This window comes from Pseudomonas sp. UBA6315, assembly GCF_002438125.1.
In the GTDB taxonomy this organism is placed as follows: domain Bacteria; phylum Pseudomonadota; class Gammaproteobacteria; order Pseudomonadales; family Pseudomonadaceae; genus Aquipseudomonas; species Aquipseudomonas faucium.
Map to the genome: position 1 here is coordinate 1,888 of NZ_DJTF01000050.1, position 17,771 is coordinate 19,658.

Annotated in this window: 10 protein-coding genes; 4 read left to right on the top strand and 6 right to left on the bottom strand. The window is 62.0% G+C overall.

Annotated elements, in window-relative coordinates:
• Together thiE and B3E94_RS06025 are read right to left on the bottom strand one after the other, a co-directional pair.
• On the bottom strand, nucleotides 1–582 hold a 582-nt coding region (gene thiE, locus B3E94_RS06020; protein ID WP_286912714.1), incomplete at its 3' end, for a thiamine phosphate synthase.
• A gap of 14 nt (nucleotides 583–596) precedes the next feature.
• Complete coding sequence (locus B3E94_RS06025; RefSeq protein WP_176514814.1) at nucleotides 597–1,394, bottom strand: hydroxymethylpyrimidine/phosphomethylpyrimidine kinase; 798 nt, start codon at nucleotides 1,392–1,394, stop codon at nucleotides 597–599.
• Between the two features lie 265 nt (nucleotides 1,395–1,659).
• Here B3E94_RS06025 and B3E94_RS06030 point away from each other — a divergent pair, with 265 nt between their 5' ends.
• The gene (locus B3E94_RS06030) at nucleotides 1,660–3,651 is read left to right on the top strand and encodes a sensor histidine kinase (protein WP_286912716.1); all 1,992 of its coding nucleotides are present in this window, start codon (nucleotides 1,660–1,662) and stop codon (nucleotides 3,649–3,651) included.
• Between the two features lie 117 nt (nucleotides 3,652–3,768).
• Here the strand turns inward: B3E94_RS06030 and B3E94_RS06035 are convergent, their stop codons facing one another.
• Nucleotides 3,769–3,972, bottom strand: coding sequence for a cold shock domain-containing protein (locus B3E94_RS06035; RefSeq protein WP_286912717.1), 204 nt, complete (start codon nucleotides 3,970–3,972; stop codon nucleotides 3,769–3,771).
• 132 nt (nucleotides 3,973–4,104) lie between these two features.
• The gene (locus B3E94_RS06040) at nucleotides 4,105–12,819 is read right to left on the bottom strand and encodes an RHS repeat-associated core domain-containing protein (RefSeq protein WP_286912718.1); all 8,715 of its coding nucleotides are present in this window, start codon (nucleotides 12,817–12,819) and stop codon (nucleotides 4,105–4,107) included.
• Between the two features lie 250 nt (nucleotides 12,820–13,069).
• On the opposite strand from B3E94_RS06040, the gene B3E94_RS06045 reads away from it, so the two are divergent.
• The 3 genes from B3E94_RS06045 to B3E94_RS06055 all read left to right on the top strand — a co-directional run bounded on the left by B3E94_RS06045 (nucleotide 13,070) and on the right by B3E94_RS06055 (nucleotide 16,972).
• On the top strand, nucleotides 13,070–14,713 hold the full coding sequence (locus B3E94_RS06045; RefSeq protein ID WP_286912719.1) for an acyl-CoA dehydrogenase family protein: 1,644 nt from the start codon (nucleotides 13,070–13,072) through the stop codon (nucleotides 14,711–14,713).
• Between the two features lie 108 nt (nucleotides 14,714–14,821).
• Nucleotides 14,822–16,336 (top strand): AMP nucleosidase, encoded by a 1,515-nt coding sequence (amn, locus tag B3E94_RS06050; protein ID WP_371871960.1) that lies wholly within the window; start codon nucleotides 14,822–14,824, stop codon nucleotides 16,334–16,336.
• A gap of 6 nt (nucleotides 16,337–16,342) precedes the next feature.
• A complete protein-coding gene (locus tag B3E94_RS06055; RefSeq protein ID WP_286912720.1) occupies nucleotides 16,343–16,972 on the top strand; it encodes a pseudouridine synthase in 630 nt (209 codons plus the stop codon).
• 94 nt (nucleotides 16,973–17,066) lie between these two features.
• Here B3E94_RS06055 and B3E94_RS06060 read toward each other — a convergent pair whose 3' ends face one another.
• On the bottom strand, nucleotides 17,067–17,270 hold the full coding sequence (locus B3E94_RS06060; protein ID WP_008092861.1) for a DUF2788 domain-containing protein: 204 nt from the start codon (nucleotides 17,268–17,270) through the stop codon (nucleotides 17,067–17,069).
• Between the two features lie 52 nt (nucleotides 17,271–17,322).
• Nucleotides 17,323–17,769: an Lrp/AsnC family transcriptional regulator gene (locus tag B3E94_RS06065; RefSeq protein WP_286912722.1), complete on the bottom strand. Its 447-nt coding sequence runs from the start codon at nucleotides 17,767–17,769 to the stop codon at nucleotides 17,323–17,325.
• Nucleotides 17,770–17,771 lie beyond the last annotated feature (2 nt).

Genomic DNA, 17,771 nt, shown 5'->3' on the forward strand with positions numbered 1-17,771 from the left:
GACTTCCTGCGCGCTGTCGACACCGAACAGGCCATGGATCACCGCCAGCAGGTCGGCGCCATGGGCGACCAGCGGGGCGGCGTTGTCCAGGGTGATGCCGCCGATCACGGCGATCGGCAGCTTGACCTGGGCGCGGGCCTGCTCCAGCAGCTCGACGTTGGCGGCAGGTGCGCCCGGCTTGGTCACGGAATTGAAGAAACGGCCAAAGGCCACGTAGCTGGCACCTTCGCTGGCGGCTTGCTGGGCCAGGTCGAGCTGGGCGTGGCAGGTCGAGCCGATGATCGCCTGGCGGCCGAGCAGGGCACGGGCCGGGGTCAGCGGGCCGTCGGTCTGGCCCAGGTGCACGCCGACGCCCAGGCGCGCGGCAAGTTCGGCGTCGTCGTTGATGATCAGCTCGGTGCCGTAGCGCTCGCACAGCTTCATCAGTGCTTCGGCCTCGCGCAGGCGGCGGGCGGCGTCGTCACTCTTGTCGCGGTACTGCAGCAGGCACACGCCGCCTTCCAGCGCCGCTTCGACATGGGACAGGAAACGGCCGGCGAGCAGCTGGCTGTCGGTAATCGCGTACAGGCCGCGTAGCTTCATCGGAAGGCCTCGTGTCAGGAGCAGAAGTCCAGGGGCAGGCGGCGCGGGACGAACTGGCCCTTGCCCAGTTGTTCGGCGTCGCGCAGGGTCCGCCAGGTGTAGTCCAGGGCGCTGCGCACGGCGCTTTGCAGCTGTTCGCCGAGGGCCAGGCGGCCGGCCAGGGCGCTGGCCAGGGTGCAGCCCGAGCCGTGGTAGCTGCCCGGCAGGCGCTGGCAGGTCCAGGTGTGGCTCTGGCCGTCGCGGCTGTACAGGCGGTTGTGGATTTCGTCTTCGTCGCCGTGGCCACCGGTAATCAGCAGGTGCTTGATGTACGGCAGCAGTTTGTCTGCGCACTCGTCGGCCGTGCCGTCTGGCAGTTCGGCCAGGATGCGCGCCTCGGGCAGGTTCGGCGTGGCGATGGTGGCCAGCGGCAGCAGGCGCTCGCGCAGGGCATAGCCGACTTCGTCCTTGCCCAGGCGGCCACCGCCACCGGCGCGCAGCACCGGGTCGCAGACCAGCGGCAGGTGCGGGTGGGCGCCCAGCAGTTCGGCGACGGTGTCGACCATCTCGATCGAGCCGAGCATGCCCAGCTTGACGGCGGCGACCCGCGAGTCGGCCAGCACAGCGTTGGCCTGGGCCAGCACCCACTCGCGGTCGAGCACGCGGAAGTCGGAAACATTGACGGTATCCTGCACGGTCAGGGCGGTCACGGTCGGTGCGGCGTGACAGCCTTGGGCGATCAGGGCTTCGATATCTGCCTGCAAGCCGGCGCCGCCACTTGGGTCGTGGCCGGAGAGACAGAGGACAACGGGGCGGGAGCTGTAGGTATTCATGGTCGGCGAGCTTACCACCAAACCCAATTGTGCGGATCGTCCTACAAATGGATTTTGTTGATCGATCGGTCAGATTTATTCTTGTAACAAGCCTGAAAGCATTGTTCTAGAGCCTTTTAATCGAAATTTAATGTGGCCCGTTGCCAGCGTTCAAAGCTATGCTAGAGTGCTCGGATAACTCGACAAACGGGCACTGCCGGATTTCGTCGTCTCATAGGGATTGGAGGCCATCGCGACGCGACCGGACAGGCCATGCTGGGGCTGTATGCGCTATTTGCTGATCGTGCTTCTGGGCTTGCTGCCCGTGCTGGCCACCGCCGTCGAATTCGACGATACCACCCGCCACTTGCCGCTGGGCAAGGTCATGCAGGTCTACGAAGACCGCGATGGCACGGCGAGCATCGCTCAAGTCAGCGCACCCATCTTCGCCAATCGTTTTCGTAGCCACCATGAAGACGTGCTCAACGCCGGCTACTCGACCTCGGTGTTCTGGCTGAAGGTCGACCTGCACTACCTCGCCTCCGACCGCACCGCGCCCCGCCAGTGGCTGCTGGAGCTGGCCTACCCGCCGCTGGATCACCTCGAGCTGTACCTGCCCGGCAGCGATGGCGTCTATCGCCTGGCCCAGCGTACCGGTGATGCCTTGCCCTACGACAGCCGGCAGATCCGCCAGAACAACTACCTGTTCGAACTGCCCATGCGCCCCGGGCAGTCGACCACCGCCTACCTGCGCCTGCACAGCGAAGGCTCGGTACAGGCGCCGCTGGCGTTGTGGTCGAGCGAGGCCTACATGGAGGATCAGCCCACTCGCCTGTACGTGCTGGGGATGATCTACGGCGTGTTGCTGGTGATGCTGGTGTACAACCTGTTCATCTTCATCAGCGTGCGCGACGTCAGTTACCTCTACTACATCCTCTATATCGCTTCGTTCGGCCTGTACCAGGTGTCGGTCAACGGTGCAGGGGTGGCCTACTTCTGGCCGGACAGCCCCTGGTGGGCAAACGCCGCCACGCCCTTGTTCATCGGCGCTGCCGGCCTGTTCGGCTGCCAGTTCGCCCGCCACTTCCTGCGCCTGCGCAAGATCAGCCGGGGCTTCGACCGCCTGCTGCAGCTGCTGATGCTGGGCGCGATAGCGGTCATGCTGCTGGCGGTGAGCATGCCCTACGGCATTGCCCTGCGCATGGCCACGGTGCTGGCGCTGCTGTTCACCGTGAGCATCTTCACCGCCGGGCTGCTGGCCTGGTCGCGGGGGCTGCGCGTGGCGCGCTGGTTCATCATTGCCTGGACGGCGTTCCTGCTCGGCGGCATGGTCAACACCTTGATGGTGCTGGGCTACCTGCCGAACGTGTTCATCACCATGTACGCCAGCCAGCTGGGCTCGGCGCTGGAAGTGGCGCTGCTGTCGCTGGCCCTGGCCGACCGCATCAACAGCATGCGCGAGCAACAAGCGCAGACCCTGCGGGAAACCGGCCGCACCCTGGAGCAACTGAACCAGCAGCTGGCCAGGAGCAACCTGCTCAAGGACGAATTCCTCGCCACCGTCACCCACGAGTTGCGCACGCCGATGAACGGCGTGATCGGCTCGCTGGAGCTCATGCAGACGCTGCCCATGAGCGCCGAAATGGCCCAGTACCAGCGCACGGCGGTGGGCTCTGCCCAGGACATGATGGGCATGGTCGACGACATCCTCACCCTCACCGAACTGCAGGCCGGCCGCCTGCGCGCCCAGCCCAGCCCATTCAGCTTGCGCCGGCTGCTCCAGGACCTGCGCGCCGGGCATGCCGGCACGGCCCTGGGCAAAGGCCTTTACCTGAGCCTGGACATTCCCGCGGAGCTGCCCGACGAACTGCTGGGCGATGGGCACAAGCTGCTGCGTTGCCTGGGTTGCCTGGTCGACAACGGCCTCAAGTTCACCCACCAGGGAGGGGTAATGGTGCAGGTGCGCGGCCGGCGCCTGGGGCCGGACAGCCTGGCGCTGACCTTCACCGTCAGCGACAGCGGCATCGGCTTCGATGACCTGGACCAGGCCATCCTCTATCAGCGCTTCTTCCAGGTAGACGGCTCGATGACCCGGCGCTATGGCGGGCTGGGCATCGGCCTGTCGATCTGCCGGCAGATGGGCGAGTTGCTCGGCGGCAAGCTGGCGCACGAATCGACGCGCGGCCTGGGCAGCCGTTTCGAGCTGAGCTTGAATGTGGCGATTGCCCAGATCCAGATGCCGGGCAGAATCATTTCAGAGGTACGCAGTTCCAGGTAAGTCTCCTGTAATGTGGCGAAGCGGTTACGCCAGCGTTGTTAGCATCAGTAAACATTGCCTGCATCAGCCCCATTGCGTAGCGATAGCCGCGATGAAGCCAATGCAGGCAATGCGCGCTCACTTGGCTTTTACATTGGTGGCGTAATACCTGCCATCCTTTTGCAAAACTTCGAACGTTACTTCATCGCCGTTCTTCAAATTTAGCTTGCCCACCGCCTCGCTAGTCAGGATGACCTCCTCTTCTTCGACCTCGTAAGCGAGGAAGCCCGCTTTCAGCTTGGCGTTGTACAGCTTGACCTTTGCAACTTTCACATCGCTCATGGTTTTAGCTCCTGATTGGGGTATTGCCGGGGTGCTAAAAAAGCCTAACTATTCAAGCTGCGCTTGGACACTGGCAGTTTTAACAGTTGCGGGTTGTTGCCGGACGTGCACCAACCCGCAACGCTTCTTGGTTTAGGCCAACAAATGTCCACCGCCCCCGTGATTCCAAGTGATCGACTGATCGAGGGGTATGGAGTAACGCCCCCACGGTGAAATGGCGCTCGAGCTATCGCCGGTCGCGATCGCGATGAAGGAGAAAACTGAACTTTGAGTGATGTGGGTTTCGATCGCCTTGCCCGTTACCCAAGCGCCCGCGCTCAGAGCCCGTGACCGGGTAGCGAAGTTGTGAAGCCTGTGAGCTTTGCGCAGCGCCCTGCCATAGGCGCCCATACGTGCATAGCGCGCAGCATTGAGGTCGATGGATTGTGCCTCACCCAGGTAGTTGATCAACCGGGTACCGGCCACCCTGAGCGTGGCCCGCACTCCGTTACGGGCAGGTCCTATTGCAGGCGTGACGCCGGGAATGCTGCCCAATTGCTCCATCGCGTATTCCATGGGGCTCACGGTGTTGCGCGCCAGTCGCGTGCCAGCCTTGAAATGGGTGAGTCTCTTGCCGACTTGTCGCACGGAGCTCATCGCGGCTTTGGCCAGCGCTGGTAGCTTCTTGAGCAAGCCCAGGGCACTTTCAGCAAGCGACGCCACCCCAAAGGCCAGCGCCGCATAGCCCAGCTTTCTGGACAGCTCGGGGTTGGAGTCTTCCGTCAGGACGGAGGCCACCTCGAAGCCGAACGAGAGCACCGCGCAAGTCGTCATCGCGACGAAGAACACCGAGGCGGCGCCACCTGTCATCACCGACGCGGCGATACCCAGCACCGTCAGCGTGGCCGAAAGCGCAAGGCCCCGCCAGCGTCCGCCGACCGGCATGGGCTTGGTCTCGCGCAGGATCTGCTCATAGTGCTCCAGGTCCTCCTTTTGCCCCCAACGGCTGAGCATGATCGCGCCACTGGGGTCATGCAGGTTGACCGGGTCGGGGCAGTGGGCGTAGTCGTTGATACCCCCTTCGCCGAATGGGCTCAGCCAGTCAGGCTGGGTATGCCGGCGCAGTGCTGGGTCGTAGCAGCGGTAACCGTTGCCTGCATGATACTGGCCCGTCACCGGGTCGCGACGCATGCCGTTGTAACCGGTGACTAGGCCCTCCAGCGTCGCACCTTCACCAAAGGGCAGCAGGGGAGCCAGTTGCAGGTCGTCGTCGCACACCTGGCCGACGATGCCCACCTGCGGATCGTCGATCAGCCAGCGCACCTGGTCGCCGTCATACTGCGCCAGCCCCGGGGAAATGCTGGTCCTGCGGGTGGGCTTGCCAGCCTTGTCGAAACACACCTGGCCGATCAGCTCATCGCCGTCGTAACGCAACTCGCGGGTGCTCTGGTCCTTTTCCTCGTATTGCGCCGCCAGGCGCTGCAGGCCGTCGTATTCGTAGCGGGTGAGCAAGGTGCCTGTGTCGTCCTTGATGCTGCTCAGTTGCCCGGCGGCAGTGTACGTGCGCGTCCGTTGCAGGCCGTCCACCTGCAGTTGGCCGTTGCTGTTCCAGGTCAGGGCCGTTGCCTGCTCGCCGGTTTTCATCGAAGTCAGACGAGTGGGGTCGGAGGTCGTTGCATAGGTGAATGTTTCCGTCACCGCCTCGCCTTCGAACGGGGTGCTGGTGCAACGGGTCAGGTTGTCCAGGCTGTCCCAGCTGAACGTCTGGGCCTTGATCGGCGTGCCATCGCCATTCTGCGGGCAGTGTGCCGCTTGCTGGGTGTCGCAGGCATAGCTTGCAAGGCGGTCGAGCAGGTCATAGGTGAAGCGTTCAGTGCGCAGCAGATTGCCGTTCTGGTAACTGGCCTTGCTTGCCAGGCGGCCGTCGCCTTGCCAGGTCATGTGCTGGCTGAAGCAAGGGGCGCCGTTGCGCAGGAAGGTACGCACGGTTTCCCGGTTGAGGCCGTCACGCTCACTGTGCACTTGCCATTGCCCGGCGCCGGTCAGCGCCTGCACCCGGCGCGTTTGCAGGTGACCCAGTTCGTCGTAACGGTACAACACGTCCTCGTGTTGCTGGCAGCTGCGCAACAGCCGCCCCTCGCTGTCGTGGAATACCCGCCGTGTGCGGCCGTTGGCGTGCCGAGCGGCGATACTCTGCCCACGCAGGCTCTGCCACTCGGCGCCCTTGACCGTACCTCGAGGCGTTTTTTCAGTGGTATTCCGACGACCGGGCACCTGTGCGCTAGCGATCGAATGCCGCCAGCCGGCATCGGAATTCAGAACGGTCGATCCGTCAGGGTGCTTCTGGCTGTAAAGCGCGTTGCCATCCGCCTCCAAACGCATGCCACTGGCATCCTGAACACTGCGCAACTGGGTCTTGTCTGGCAGAGTCACGCTCTGCTCAGCAAATCCATATTCGCGGCTGCCTATCTTGCGTGTCGAGAGTTTGCCGAGTTCGCTCACCGCCTGGGTTGCGACGACTTGCCCGTCCACGGTCAGCGAGGAGACGTGATTGCTAAAGCCGTGGTAGGTGCGTTCGATGGTCGTGGCATCGGGGCGGGTCACCTTGGTTACCCGGCCGAGACTATCGTGTTCGAGCGCGTAGGCCCGAGTGTTCTCGCCCACGGTACGGGCATGGCGGGTGATACGACCGTCGGAGTCGTAGTGCTGATCGAGTTGCAGGTGCTGCACGCCGCTCTCATCGGCCCATTGCACTGAGTGTTGCAAGGTACCGTCCGCTTTTGCTGTGCGGGTAGTAGTTCGCTTCGACAGGCATTGGGTGCTCAAACCTTGCTGTTCGGTTATCTGAACGACGGAATCAGCGGTGTTCGAGAGTTTGTGGATGGGTAAGTTTTCTGCGCAACGCAATTTCAGGTCTGCTATTTGCGGGCTGAGGTTAATTCCTTCCTTTGTGATTACAGGGGAATCATACCATTCATCATCGCTAGGGTTTTTAGATGCTTCAGTCCTAATTGTTGACACCTCGCAGCCTGCAAAGAGCTCAAGTATGTCGAGGGTGCTGTCGCCATTTTGATAGGCGAGTTGTGCTAAAGCATCGAATTTTTCTGACTTGAAGAGCTCGATAACACTCATTACCTTGAGTGATTTCACGTGTGTGGTCACAATAATGCTTTGAGGTGAGTTGCAGACTGTGTAATCTTTGCCTGATAGGGTTATGCAAATATTTGTATGATGATCTATTTTTTTGATTAGTTCTTTTACTTTGGCGTCCTCTAGTGCATTGAGTGTTATTTCCAACGTATTGCTTTCACTTGAATTTAATCGCGCGAGAATGTGCCTGTCCTCTTCCACCGCAACCGGCACACTTGCCACCGTTTTTGCTTCCTGCGCCAACCAGGGTTGCCTACCCGCCAACCCCCGCAGAGGCATGTCCTTGCGCACGGCCTGACCACCCGGCAGGTAATCCCACACCCAACTCCCCAATACGCAGGATTCGTCCAGCCCCGTGAAGCAGTGCGCCTCCAAGGGCACATATGTCTCGGTAACAGACCTGCGCCACGAGGTTTGCCAAGCCCGTTGCAGGCCGTCGAGGCTGGAATGGCTCTGGCTACCATCCTTGTAAGTGCGTTCTACCTCTCTACCGTCGGCGCTGTAGACCGAGTCAATGCTCTCATCGGCAATCTGTTTAGTGGTTTTGCCGGTGCTTCCGGATGCCAGTAAGTAGCGGGTTTCTTTCGTTATCCGCCCAGCGGCATCGCGCTCCCAGTGCGCCTCGATGCCTTTCTCGACCTTTTGCAGCGCGCGCCTGCTGTAACGCGAACGAACCTCCTTGCTGACCTGGGCCGTACCTGCCGGTGTTGTTGCGCTGACGATCACCTGGATGCCCGGCTGGGTAGGGTTATCGATGAATTTCTGAACATTGGTCAGCTCAAGGGTCTTGCCGTCTTGATGTGTTGTCTGCTTGCTGGTGATCGCCCATTCCAGCACCTTGCTTTGCTCGCTGGTGGTTTTCTTGCTGGCGGGTACCGAGGTGCTCGTAGTGATCTGGTGCCACAGCGCCTCATTGCCGATCAGCGCCCATGTGGTGTCCTTGTCGAGGGTGTCGTTGGTGAGCGTGCCACGTATACCATCCACCATCACCACGTCGGCCAGCTCCAGGTAATCGCGGTCGGCACGGGTGACTTTGCGATAACCGTAGAGCTTCAAGCCCTGAGGGTTGCCGTAGTCGTCACACTGGTACTCAGCCATCAGCGGAGCGCTGGCGTAGTCAGGTACGAAAGGGCACTCCAGAGTCGGCACTGCACTGAGCGTTTTCACGCTGCCCAGCGCGATCTGGTTTTCAGTTTGGTCACCGTAATAACAGTAGTAGACCGAGTGCGAGCCCTTGGCATGCAGGTGTAAGGGGTTCCCTTTTGCGTCAGTCACGATCGTGGTTGCGTCTACCGTTTTGCCCAGGTTTGCGCGCTGCGCCTTTGGCGCCAGGCTGAGCATGTGTTTGATCGCTTGGTGAAGCTGCCTGCGGTTTTTGGTCGAGTATCCCCACAACGCTTGCAATACGGCCTGCCGACGTTCGATCGCCGGGGCTTTGGCGGTCACTTCGATCTGTGTCCCGCTGACCCTGATGACCATACGCTCGATGATTTCGACCAGCTCATCGCCCAATCCTGTATAGCGGAACGTGGTTGTGGTGTGCTCATGGCGCAGGTAAAACTCCAGCCAATGCGCGTTGGCCGAGCCTGAGCCCCGCATCAGCGGCGTGCGGTTACCCTCGGCGTCCAACCCGAAAGTGTGCAGGTCATGCACCACGTTGGCATGGGCGCCGCGTTGCACGGCTGCGATGAACAACTGGTCGTCCGGGTTCTGATAACTGCCGGTATAGGTGTAGTGGTGGATATGGTTCTGCTGGCCGCCACCTGGCAGCAGCGCGTGCAATGCCACCCGGGGCAGGGCAGGTGCACCTTTGAGCTTGGCGTCCTGCTTGACGTACTGCACGCATTCCACAGAACCATCCAGCTCCTGCAGCCGGCACAGCACCCTGTCCAGGGTCGGGTCATCGTCGTAGCCGCAATCGACCTGCTGCACAACGGTGTCCTTCTGCAAGCGCTTGAGGGTGCGCAGCAAATAGTGTTCGAGTGTGAGTTCGACCTTGAACGTTTCGTTGCTGCCCGGCCAGAGTTGCATGTTCACCCGGCCACCGGCCTTGACCTCAGGGTCGACATACTCCGCGCTGAACAGCTCGGTTTTGCCGCTTTTGATGCTCATCAGCAGGAATTGACCTTTCTGGCGCTTCCATTGCAGATCCAACGCTTCGCCATATTGCGAGACGATGCGTGATGGCAGTAGCTGTACGAACGGCCGCTCATACAGCGCGATACGCCTGTCCAGCTCCTTGGTGTTGCCGTGTTTACTCCAGAGGCTGACGGCTTCGCTGTAATCAATCGCGCCCGCCGTGTAATACCCGTGTGGGCAGAGCACCAGCAGCACCCATTGAGTCCAGTGAGCAGGCATCGTCGGAAAGGCCGGCTTACTTTTGTTTTTGATCGCCTTCAAGGCCTTGAGCACTTTCTTGCGAAACTCGTCGTTAGGTTCGACTTCGTCGCTGCCGGGCGCTGCCGGTTTGCTCAGGACCTCCTGGCGGCCGCTCGGGAACTCAAGCTTGAACTGGCTGTAATCCTTGTTGCTGGTTACCCTGCAGGCATTGGTCTTGATGGCTTGCCCTGCGCCCAGCTGGGTCCACTGCTCATCGCTGAAGGTCACCGGAGTACCATCGGCGAGGGTGAGCAGGCGGTGGTCGTTTTCCTGAGTGGAACTGGTGATGATTCTGGAAAAGCGCCAGGCCCAGCCATCACCCAGCCCCGCTTCGTTGGCCCGCAGCGCCGAGTAGTGCAGGGTCAGGTCGCACACCGGGCCTAGCCCATGCAAACCTTGCAAGGTCGCAATCGGGTAATGGGCATGGAACAGGCCGCTGCGTTCGTCCACACCGGTCTGGTCCTGGTTGCTGGTGTCGAATACTTCGGAGTGGTTGGTATTGCCGTAGTCCTCGCACAGGAAACTGATTTCCTCGTAGGCTTTCATGGCCGCGTGCGGGGTAAATTCGACGGCCTGCACACCGTGCCAGAAATGGCTGGAGTGGAAGGCGCCAATATGGCCCACGGTCAACGTGGTTTCGTCTCGTGCCTTTTCCGGATAGGTCAGGTACAGGTCGTAGACGCCATTTACGATCGGCCCTGCCCAGGTGACCTTGGTGTCAGTCACCTCCACCGGCCACCGCGGCTGCTCGCTGGCGCGTGGTACGCAGGCAGCCACCCGGTAGCCTTTTTCGTGCGCGGCTTTGTCCAGGCGAAACGCCAGTTCCCCATTCAACGACTCGACCTCGACCTGTACCGTGGCAGCCCCCGCAGTTACCTTGAAGCGTGCTTGTTCAGCGGCCGTGGAGCCTGGCAATTGGTCTGTTTCGAGCAGGTAGTTGACGTAATCGCCGTCGCTCCACGTATTGCCGTCGCCGACGTTCTCCAGCAGCACCTGCAACTCGCTGAAGCGAGGGACGCACAGCGGCTCATCGCTTGCGCCGATATGCACTTCGGGCCAGGCCTGCGCTTTGAGGAAATCGCCCAACGCCTGTAGCCAGGTATCCCGGTCATTGACGTTGTCGGCATCCTGGGGTTTGAACAGTGCGCGGTGCAGCAACTTGCGGCTGAACGGGTGGCGTACCGTGACCAGTACCGCATGCTCGGCATCGGCCTTCCAGGCCGATTGCAGGGTAGGGCCTGGCAGGCGATTGGCTGCGTCGGGCAGCGTGGTAAAAATGCGCAGTGCATCACCGCGTTGCCACAGGTGCAGGTTGTCCGCTTCATCGGCTCGTTCAGCCTGCGGGTTGTGCGTGGCCACGCGCAGGTAGGCTGCCACCGGCGAGGCGTTCAGGGCTTTGGCCCAGGCCCCGAGCCATTTGCCAGCGCTGCGCTGCGCCTTGTCCGCCGTCCACGTGTGGTGAGCGAGCAAACGATGGGAAAACGCATCATAGACCCACGCCTGCAGTGTCTGCCCTTCTCCCAGTGCCTGCTCACTCTCGATAGCCTGGCTTTGCCACCAGCGCGTCTCGGTAAGGGTGACGCACAACTCGGCGCACTGCGGCACCCAGAAGGCATTGCCACTTTCGGCAGGTGTCACGCTGCAGTCATCGGGCACGCCCGCGCGCATCAGTCGGCTGTCACGGTTGATCTGCTCGCACAGCGCCTTGGACCACTTTGCGCTGGCTTGCGTGGCCGTGGGGGTGAAAAAGTGGTGCTCGTACAACGCCTGTGAGGTCAGGTCGCGTACTTGCAGGCAAAGCGTTTCGTCTGCTGTAGGGGTGAAAGACTCATCGCAGGCCAGTGCCTGCACGAGATTGGCAGCAAAGGGCGCATTGCTGAACGTGCGATAGCGTGCCGGGCTCCACAGCCGCAGGGGCTCGCTAGCGGTGGAAAAGGTATTGTCAGCGCCCCAGCCACCGGCGGTCATCGGTTCTCCGGCAGCCGCCAGGTAATCGGCGAAGGCTTTAGGCCACTGTTGGGCAGAGAGCTCGCCCTTTTGCGCCGTGTAATCGACTTTGCGGATATCGCCGTCCAGCCGATCAATCAGGAAGGCACTCAACACCTCGCCCTCGGCCAATGCACGGCCTGCCTTGATCGTGGTACTGGTGCACCAGCCGCCTTCGATACTGCCCGCCCGTTCAAGCGAGAAATCGGTCATGTCGGGAAGAGAACCGTCGGCCTGATTGGAGATCAGGTAGGGCGTCGATAATGATTGCAATGGACGGGCCGTGGGTGATGGACCCGTCGTTGAGGTCGAATCATCGTTAGGTTGCTCTGCCGTCATGCCCGAGGTTGCGTAGAAGGCTTTGATAGAGAATTCGACCGAGTTGAAGTCCTTCAAAGGCTCGAAATAAGATAAGAATTCGTGCTCACTTTTCAGAGCGTTGTACTCGCTCACCGTTTCCTCGGGGCAAGAGATCGTCAAAACCCGAAACCCACTGGCTGCCAATAAGCCATAACCACTGGTCCTGCCGGTTTCGTCGATGGCATGGTTGAAATCAACGATTACGAGGCCGGAAGGTAAGTCTTCATAAAAGGGTGATGGTATAAACTCTGTCCGTTTGGCATCATTTTCTACCAGATTGCTCAAGGCTTGCGTTTTGGCATTGATTGCATCTAGCACAGGTTTTACTTTGTCGAGTGCAGATAGGTCATAGAGCGCGCGTATGCGGTCTTTAGAGATGCAGCCGAGCTCTCGTGAAGGTGGGAGGGTGAAGTGAGTATTCCAAGGGCCTGAGCGGAAGCATTCATCGTTCAACGATACATGCGTTGAGATTATTAATTCATCAGAGCGCTCCGCCAGCTCAGAGGCCTCTACGATACACAGAAATCCACAAAGGTTTTTCGCCGCACTGCTGTAAAGGGCGCTCTCCCCTTGGTTGCTGCCATCGTAGTCATCCTTTAGTTCAATCAGCGCAATCAATGGTCTGCGAGGAAAGACGGGCGTTTCTTTTAGATTTAACTTTTGTGCACCTAGGCTTGTAATCTCCTGGAGCGCGTACTTGAATTTACTTTCAAGGGCTTCGTATTTTTCTTTATTCTGACTTAGAAGCGTGATTTCTTCTGGGGGAACACCCTCTATTGATGCGCAGTGGTTCCCCCCAGATTCTTCATAGTAGATACGTACATGATTGGGGCTATCCTTGCGGTTGTAATTGACATTTATATGGCTGTCCTCAATGCCGATGAGCCAGACGCTACGGCCGTTGACTTCGATCTTTTCTCCGAGCTTCAAGCCGGCTTTCTCAAGGATACTTTTGTTGTAGCCGGTTACTTTTTTCTCTGAATAACGGCCCATTTCGCATTCTCCGCATGGCAACGATTGATTGGGATACATGGCATTGGCTGGGTCCCTCCAGTATTTGGCGAGCCGGTATCCTCGTCACCTGGCAAAAATGCTAGTTCGAGGGCGAGCGATTACACGCAGGAGAGGGCGGACAAGGCGGGGTCGCAAATGGCATCCCGAATAGTCATTTATGTCACTTTGACTCACTGGCACGGAGTGCTTCACTGTGCCTTTCAGGCATGCCCGGCCTCAGGAGCTCCCAATGAACCTGCACCAGTACGCTGAAACCCACGAAGTCACTAACCAGCCACCGCCCCTCGACGGCGCCAACCTGTACCGTCTCGATATCCCGCTGCAGGAATGGTCGCGGCGCTTCGGCGCCGGCTGGGCCGAATCGCGGATCGATGCCTACGGTGCCCTGGCTGGCGGACCATTGATGGCCGCAGGCTTCCTGGCCAACGCGCACAAGCCGGAGTTCAGCAGCCATGACCGCTATGGCCATCGGATCGACCTGGTGGAGTTCCACCCCGCCTACCACGAGCTGATGCGCACCGCCGTCGAGCACGGCCTGCCGTCGTTGCCCTGGGCCGAACCCCGCCCCGGCGCGCACGTGGCGCGGGCGTCGATGACCTACCTGCACAGCCAGGCCGAGGCCGGCACGGGTTGCCCGCTGACCATGACCTTCGCCGCCGTGCCGGCACTGCGCCTGCAGCCGGAGCTGGCCGAATACTGGCTGCCGAAGATCCTCGCCCGCGAGTACGACCCGCGTAATGTCGGCGACCGGCACAAGGCCGGGGTCACCATCGGTATGGCCATGACCGAGAAGCAGGGCGGCACCGACGTGCGCGCCAACACCACCCGCGCCTACCCGGTAGGCACGCCTGGCCCCGGCCAGCCCTACGAACTGGTCGGGCACAAGTGGTTCTGTTCGGCGCCGATGTGCGATGCCTTCCTGACCCTGGCGCAGACCGAAAAAGGCCTGACCTGCTTCCTGCTGCCGCGCCACCGGCCGGACGACCAGCGCAACCAGTTCTACATCCAGCGCCTGAAGAACAAGCTGGGCAACAGCTCCAATGCCTCCAGCGAAGTGGAGTTCCGCGGCGCCCTGGCATGGATGGTGGGCGAGGAGGGGCGCGGTGTGCCGACCATCATCGAAATGGTCGCCATGACCCGCTTCGATTGCATGGTCGGCTCCAGCGCCCTGATGCGCCAGGCGCTGACCCAGGCCACCCACCACTGCGCGCACCGCAAGGTCGGCGGCCGCGTGCTCGGCGAGCAGCCGCTGATGCAGAACGTGCTGGCCGACCTGGCCCTGGAAAGCGAAGCGGCATTGGCCTTGAGCCTGCGCATGGGCCAGGCCCTGGAGCAGCTCGACGACCCGCAGCAGGCGCATTTCGCCCGGCTGGTGACGGCGGTTGGCAAGTACTGGATCTGCAAGCGCGCCCCCGCGATGATCAACGAGGCCGCCGAGTGCCTCGGCGGCGCCGGTTATGTCGAAGACAGCATCCTGCCGCGGCTGTACCGCGAGGCGCCGGTCAACTCCACCTGGGAAGGCTCGGGCAACGTGCAGTGCCTGGACGTGCTGCGGGCCTTGTCCAAGGAGCCGGGGGTGCTCGATGCGCTGTTCAGCGAATTGGGCGACGGCCATGGCGACCCACGCCTGGCGGCGCACATCGGCAACCTCAAGGGCGCGTTTGCCGACACCAGCGACATCCAGTACCGCGCCCGGCAACTGACCGAGGACATTGCCCTGGCCCTGCAGGCCAAGTTGCTGCTCGAGGCGGGCAACGCGGCGGTGAGCGATGCCTTCATCGGCAGCCGGCTCACGGGGGGCGGGCGGGTGTACGGCGCGTTGCCGCGCGGGGCCGATGTCGAGGCACTGGTGGCGCGGGCCACGCCGTCCTGAGGCCTATCGCCGGCAAGCCGGCTGCCACGGGGGCCAAGGTGCTCACCCTGCTGTGGCAGCCGGCTTGCCGGCGATGGGGCCCTCGCGACCACCGGGGATGTATTTGCCATGAAACGCAGGCAAGATGATTCCCACGCATGTCCAGACAGGAAGCACAGTGTGAGCCACGCCTTTGTAGTCGTTGATACTCCCGAACAGGCCGTCGACCGTCTGGCGGCCCTGCACGAACAGGCCACCGGTGCCCTCAGCCAGGCCCTCAAGCGTTACCTGAAAGACCGCACCGAGCCGGACGCCGACGAGCGTGCCCAATACCGCTACCCGGCCCTGCGCCTGACCTACTACAGCCACGGCGAAGTGGCCGCCACCACCCGTGCCTATGCCAAGGTGCAGGTTGCGGGCACCTACAGTGTCACCGTCACCCAGCCTTCGGCGTTTCGCGGCTACCTGCTCGAGCAGCTGCGTCCGTTGATGCATGACTACACGGTGACCGTGGAAGTCGGCGTCAGCGAACAGAACATCCCGTATCCCTACGTGGTCGACCAGGGCGACGAGCTGGCCGGCAGCGGCATCACCGCCGCCGAGCTTGCGCGCGTGTTCCCCAGCACCGACCTGTCCGCCGCCACCGACAACATCGCCGACGGCCTGTACGACTGGGACAATTCCAAGGCCCTGCCGCTGGCGCTGTTCGACGCCGCCCGCGTCGACTTTTCCCTGCGCCGCCTGGTGCACTACACCGGCAGCGACTGGCGCCACATGCAGCCGTGGATCCTGCTGACCAACTACCACCGCTACGTCGACCAGTTCATCAGCCACGGCCTCGAGCAACTGCGCGAAGACCCGCGCTTCGTGCGCATGGTGCTGCCGGGCAACGTCGAGATCGAAAAGGGCATGGACCACGGTGAAGCGCAGGCCCTGGTGGCCAGCGTGGTGTGGCACCGCTACCAGATGCCGGCCTATCACCTGATCGCCGCCGATGGCGACGGCATCACCCTGGTCAACATCGGCGTCGGCCCGTCCAACGCCAAGAACATCACCGATCACCTGGCCGTGCTGCGCCCGCACTGCTGGCTGATGATCGGCCACTGTGGCGGCCTGCGTCAGTCGCAGACCATCGGCGACTACGTGCTGGCCCACGCCTACATGCGCCGCGATGGCATCCTCGACCGGGTGGTGCCGCCGAACATCCCGATCCCGGCCCTGGCCGAGGTGCAGCTGGCGCTGCAGGAAGCGGCGGCGCAGGTCACCGGCGAGCGTGGCGACGAGCTGAAGAAGCGCCTGCGCACCGGCACCGTGCTGACCTACGATGACCGTAACTGGGAGCTGCGCTGGGCCCAGGAGCGGCCGTTGATCAACCTCTCCCGTGCGGTCGCGGTGGACATGGAAAGCGGCACCATCGCCGCCCAGGGCTACCGCCTGCGGGTTCCTTACGGCACCTTGCTGTGCGTCTCGGACAAGCCACTGCACAGCGAAATCAAGCTGCCGGGTTCGGCCAACGCCTTCTACAACCGCGCTGTCAGCCAGCACCTGAAAATCGGCATTGCGGCCCTCGACCTGCTGCGCACCGAGCTCAACTCGCTGCACTCGCGTAAACTGCGCAGCTTCGATGAGCCGCCGTTCCGCTGAGGATCCATGCCACTGCCTCCCCGTTCCAAGCCGCGCCGCCCCCAGGCGCGGCCTGCCGGCCCCCGTCGCCAAGCCAAGGCTCCACCGGCCGAGCCACGCCTGATCCTGTTCAACAAGCCGTTCGACGTGCTGACCCAGTTCAGCGACGGTGAGGGGCGAGCGACGCTCAAGGACTTCATCGACATCCCGGGCATCTACCCGGCCGGGCGGCTGGACCGCGACAGCGAAGGGCTGTTGCTGCTGACCAATGACGGGCAATTGCAGGCACGCATCGCCGACCCCAAGCACAAGTTGGCCAAGACCTACTGGGTGCAGGTGGAAGGGGAACCGAGCGATGAGCAGCTAAAGCGCCTGCGCGAAGGTGTTGAGCTCAATGACGGGCCAACCTTGCCCGCCGAAGCACGGCGCCTCGACGAGCCCCAGCTGTGGCCGCGCAACCCGCCGGTGCGGTTTCGCAAGAGCGTGCCGACCCATTGGCTGGAGCTGGTGATTCGCGAGGGGCGTAACCGCCAGGTGCGGCGGATGACGGCGGCGGTGGGGTTGCCGACCTTGCGCCTGGTGCGCGTGCGGATTGGCGATTGGGCGCTGGAGGGGCTGGAGCAGGGGTGTTGGCGCGAGGTTCCGGCGCGGCTTTAGACCTGGTTGGGCTCATCGCCGGCAAGCCGGCTCCCACAGGGTAATGCACAAACTGTGGGTAGCTGGACTGCCAGCGATGGGGCCCGAGAAATCACTAAACCCCTTCCAGAAACCCCACCACCACGCTCTTGATGATGAAGGCCAGCACCCCAAGGCCGAGCACGAAGAACAGGATCATCGTGCCAAAGCGCCCCGCCTTGGACTTCTTCGCCAGGTCCCAGACGATGAAGCCCATGAAACCGATCAACACGGTCACCAGGATGATCATCATCCACTCTTCGAATACGGCGGGGTCCATTTGTGTTCTCCAGGCAGGCTGAGCAGCCGATTATACGCAGGCCAGGCAGCGATTAACGAAGGTGGGTCAAAGGTAGCTCGGTGCTTGCCAGCACCTGGTTGAGCACGAAGCTCGAGCGCACGCTGGTGACGCCTTCGATGCGGGTCAGGCTGCCTAGTAGCAGTTTCTGGTAATGATCCATGTCCGGCACCACCACCTTGAGCTGGTAGTCGGCATCCATTCCGGTGACCAGGCTGCATTCGAGCACCTGCGGCAGGTTGCGGATGGCGGCCTCGAAGGTTTCGAAGCGCTCCGGGGTGTGCCGGTCCATGCCGATCAGCACGTAGGCGGTCAGGCTCAGGCCCAGTTTCTTGCGGTCGAGCAGGGCGACCTGGCGCGAAATGTAGCCGTCGTCTTCCAGTTGCTTGACCCGACGCGAGCATGGCGAGGGCGACAGGCCGATGCGCTCGGCCAGCTCCTGGTTGGAGATGCGGGCGTCGCGCTGCAATTCGGCGAGGATGC

Coding starts and splice junctions, on each gene's coding strand:
- B3E94_RS06025 (WP_176514814.1), bottom strand. CDS start 1,394: ATGAATACCTACAGCTCCCGCCCCGTTGTCCTCTGTCTCTCCGGCCAC.
- B3E94_RS06030 (WP_286912716.1), top strand. CDS start 1,660: ATGCGCTATTTGCTGATCGTGCTTCTGGGCTTGCTGCCCGTGCTGGCC.
- B3E94_RS06035 (WP_286912717.1), bottom strand. CDS start 3,972: ATGAGCGATGTGAAAGTTGCAAAGGTCAAGCTGTACAACGCCAAGCTG.
- B3E94_RS06040 (WP_286912718.1), bottom strand. CDS start 12,819: ATGGGCCGTTATTCAGAGAAAAAAGTAACCGGCTACAACAAAAGTATC.
- B3E94_RS06045 (WP_286912719.1), top strand. CDS start 13,070: ATGAACCTGCACCAGTACGCTGAAACCCACGAAGTCACTAACCAGCCA.
- amn (WP_371871960.1), top strand. CDS start 14,822: ATGAAACGCAGGCAAGATGATTCCCACGCATGTCCAGACAGGAAGCAC.
- B3E94_RS06055 (WP_286912720.1), top strand. CDS start 16,343: ATGCCACTGCCTCCCCGTTCCAAGCCGCGCCGCCCCCAGGCGCGGCCT.
- B3E94_RS06060 (WP_008092861.1), bottom strand. CDS start 17,270: ATGGACCCCGCCGTATTCGAAGAGTGGATGATGATCATCCTGGTGACC.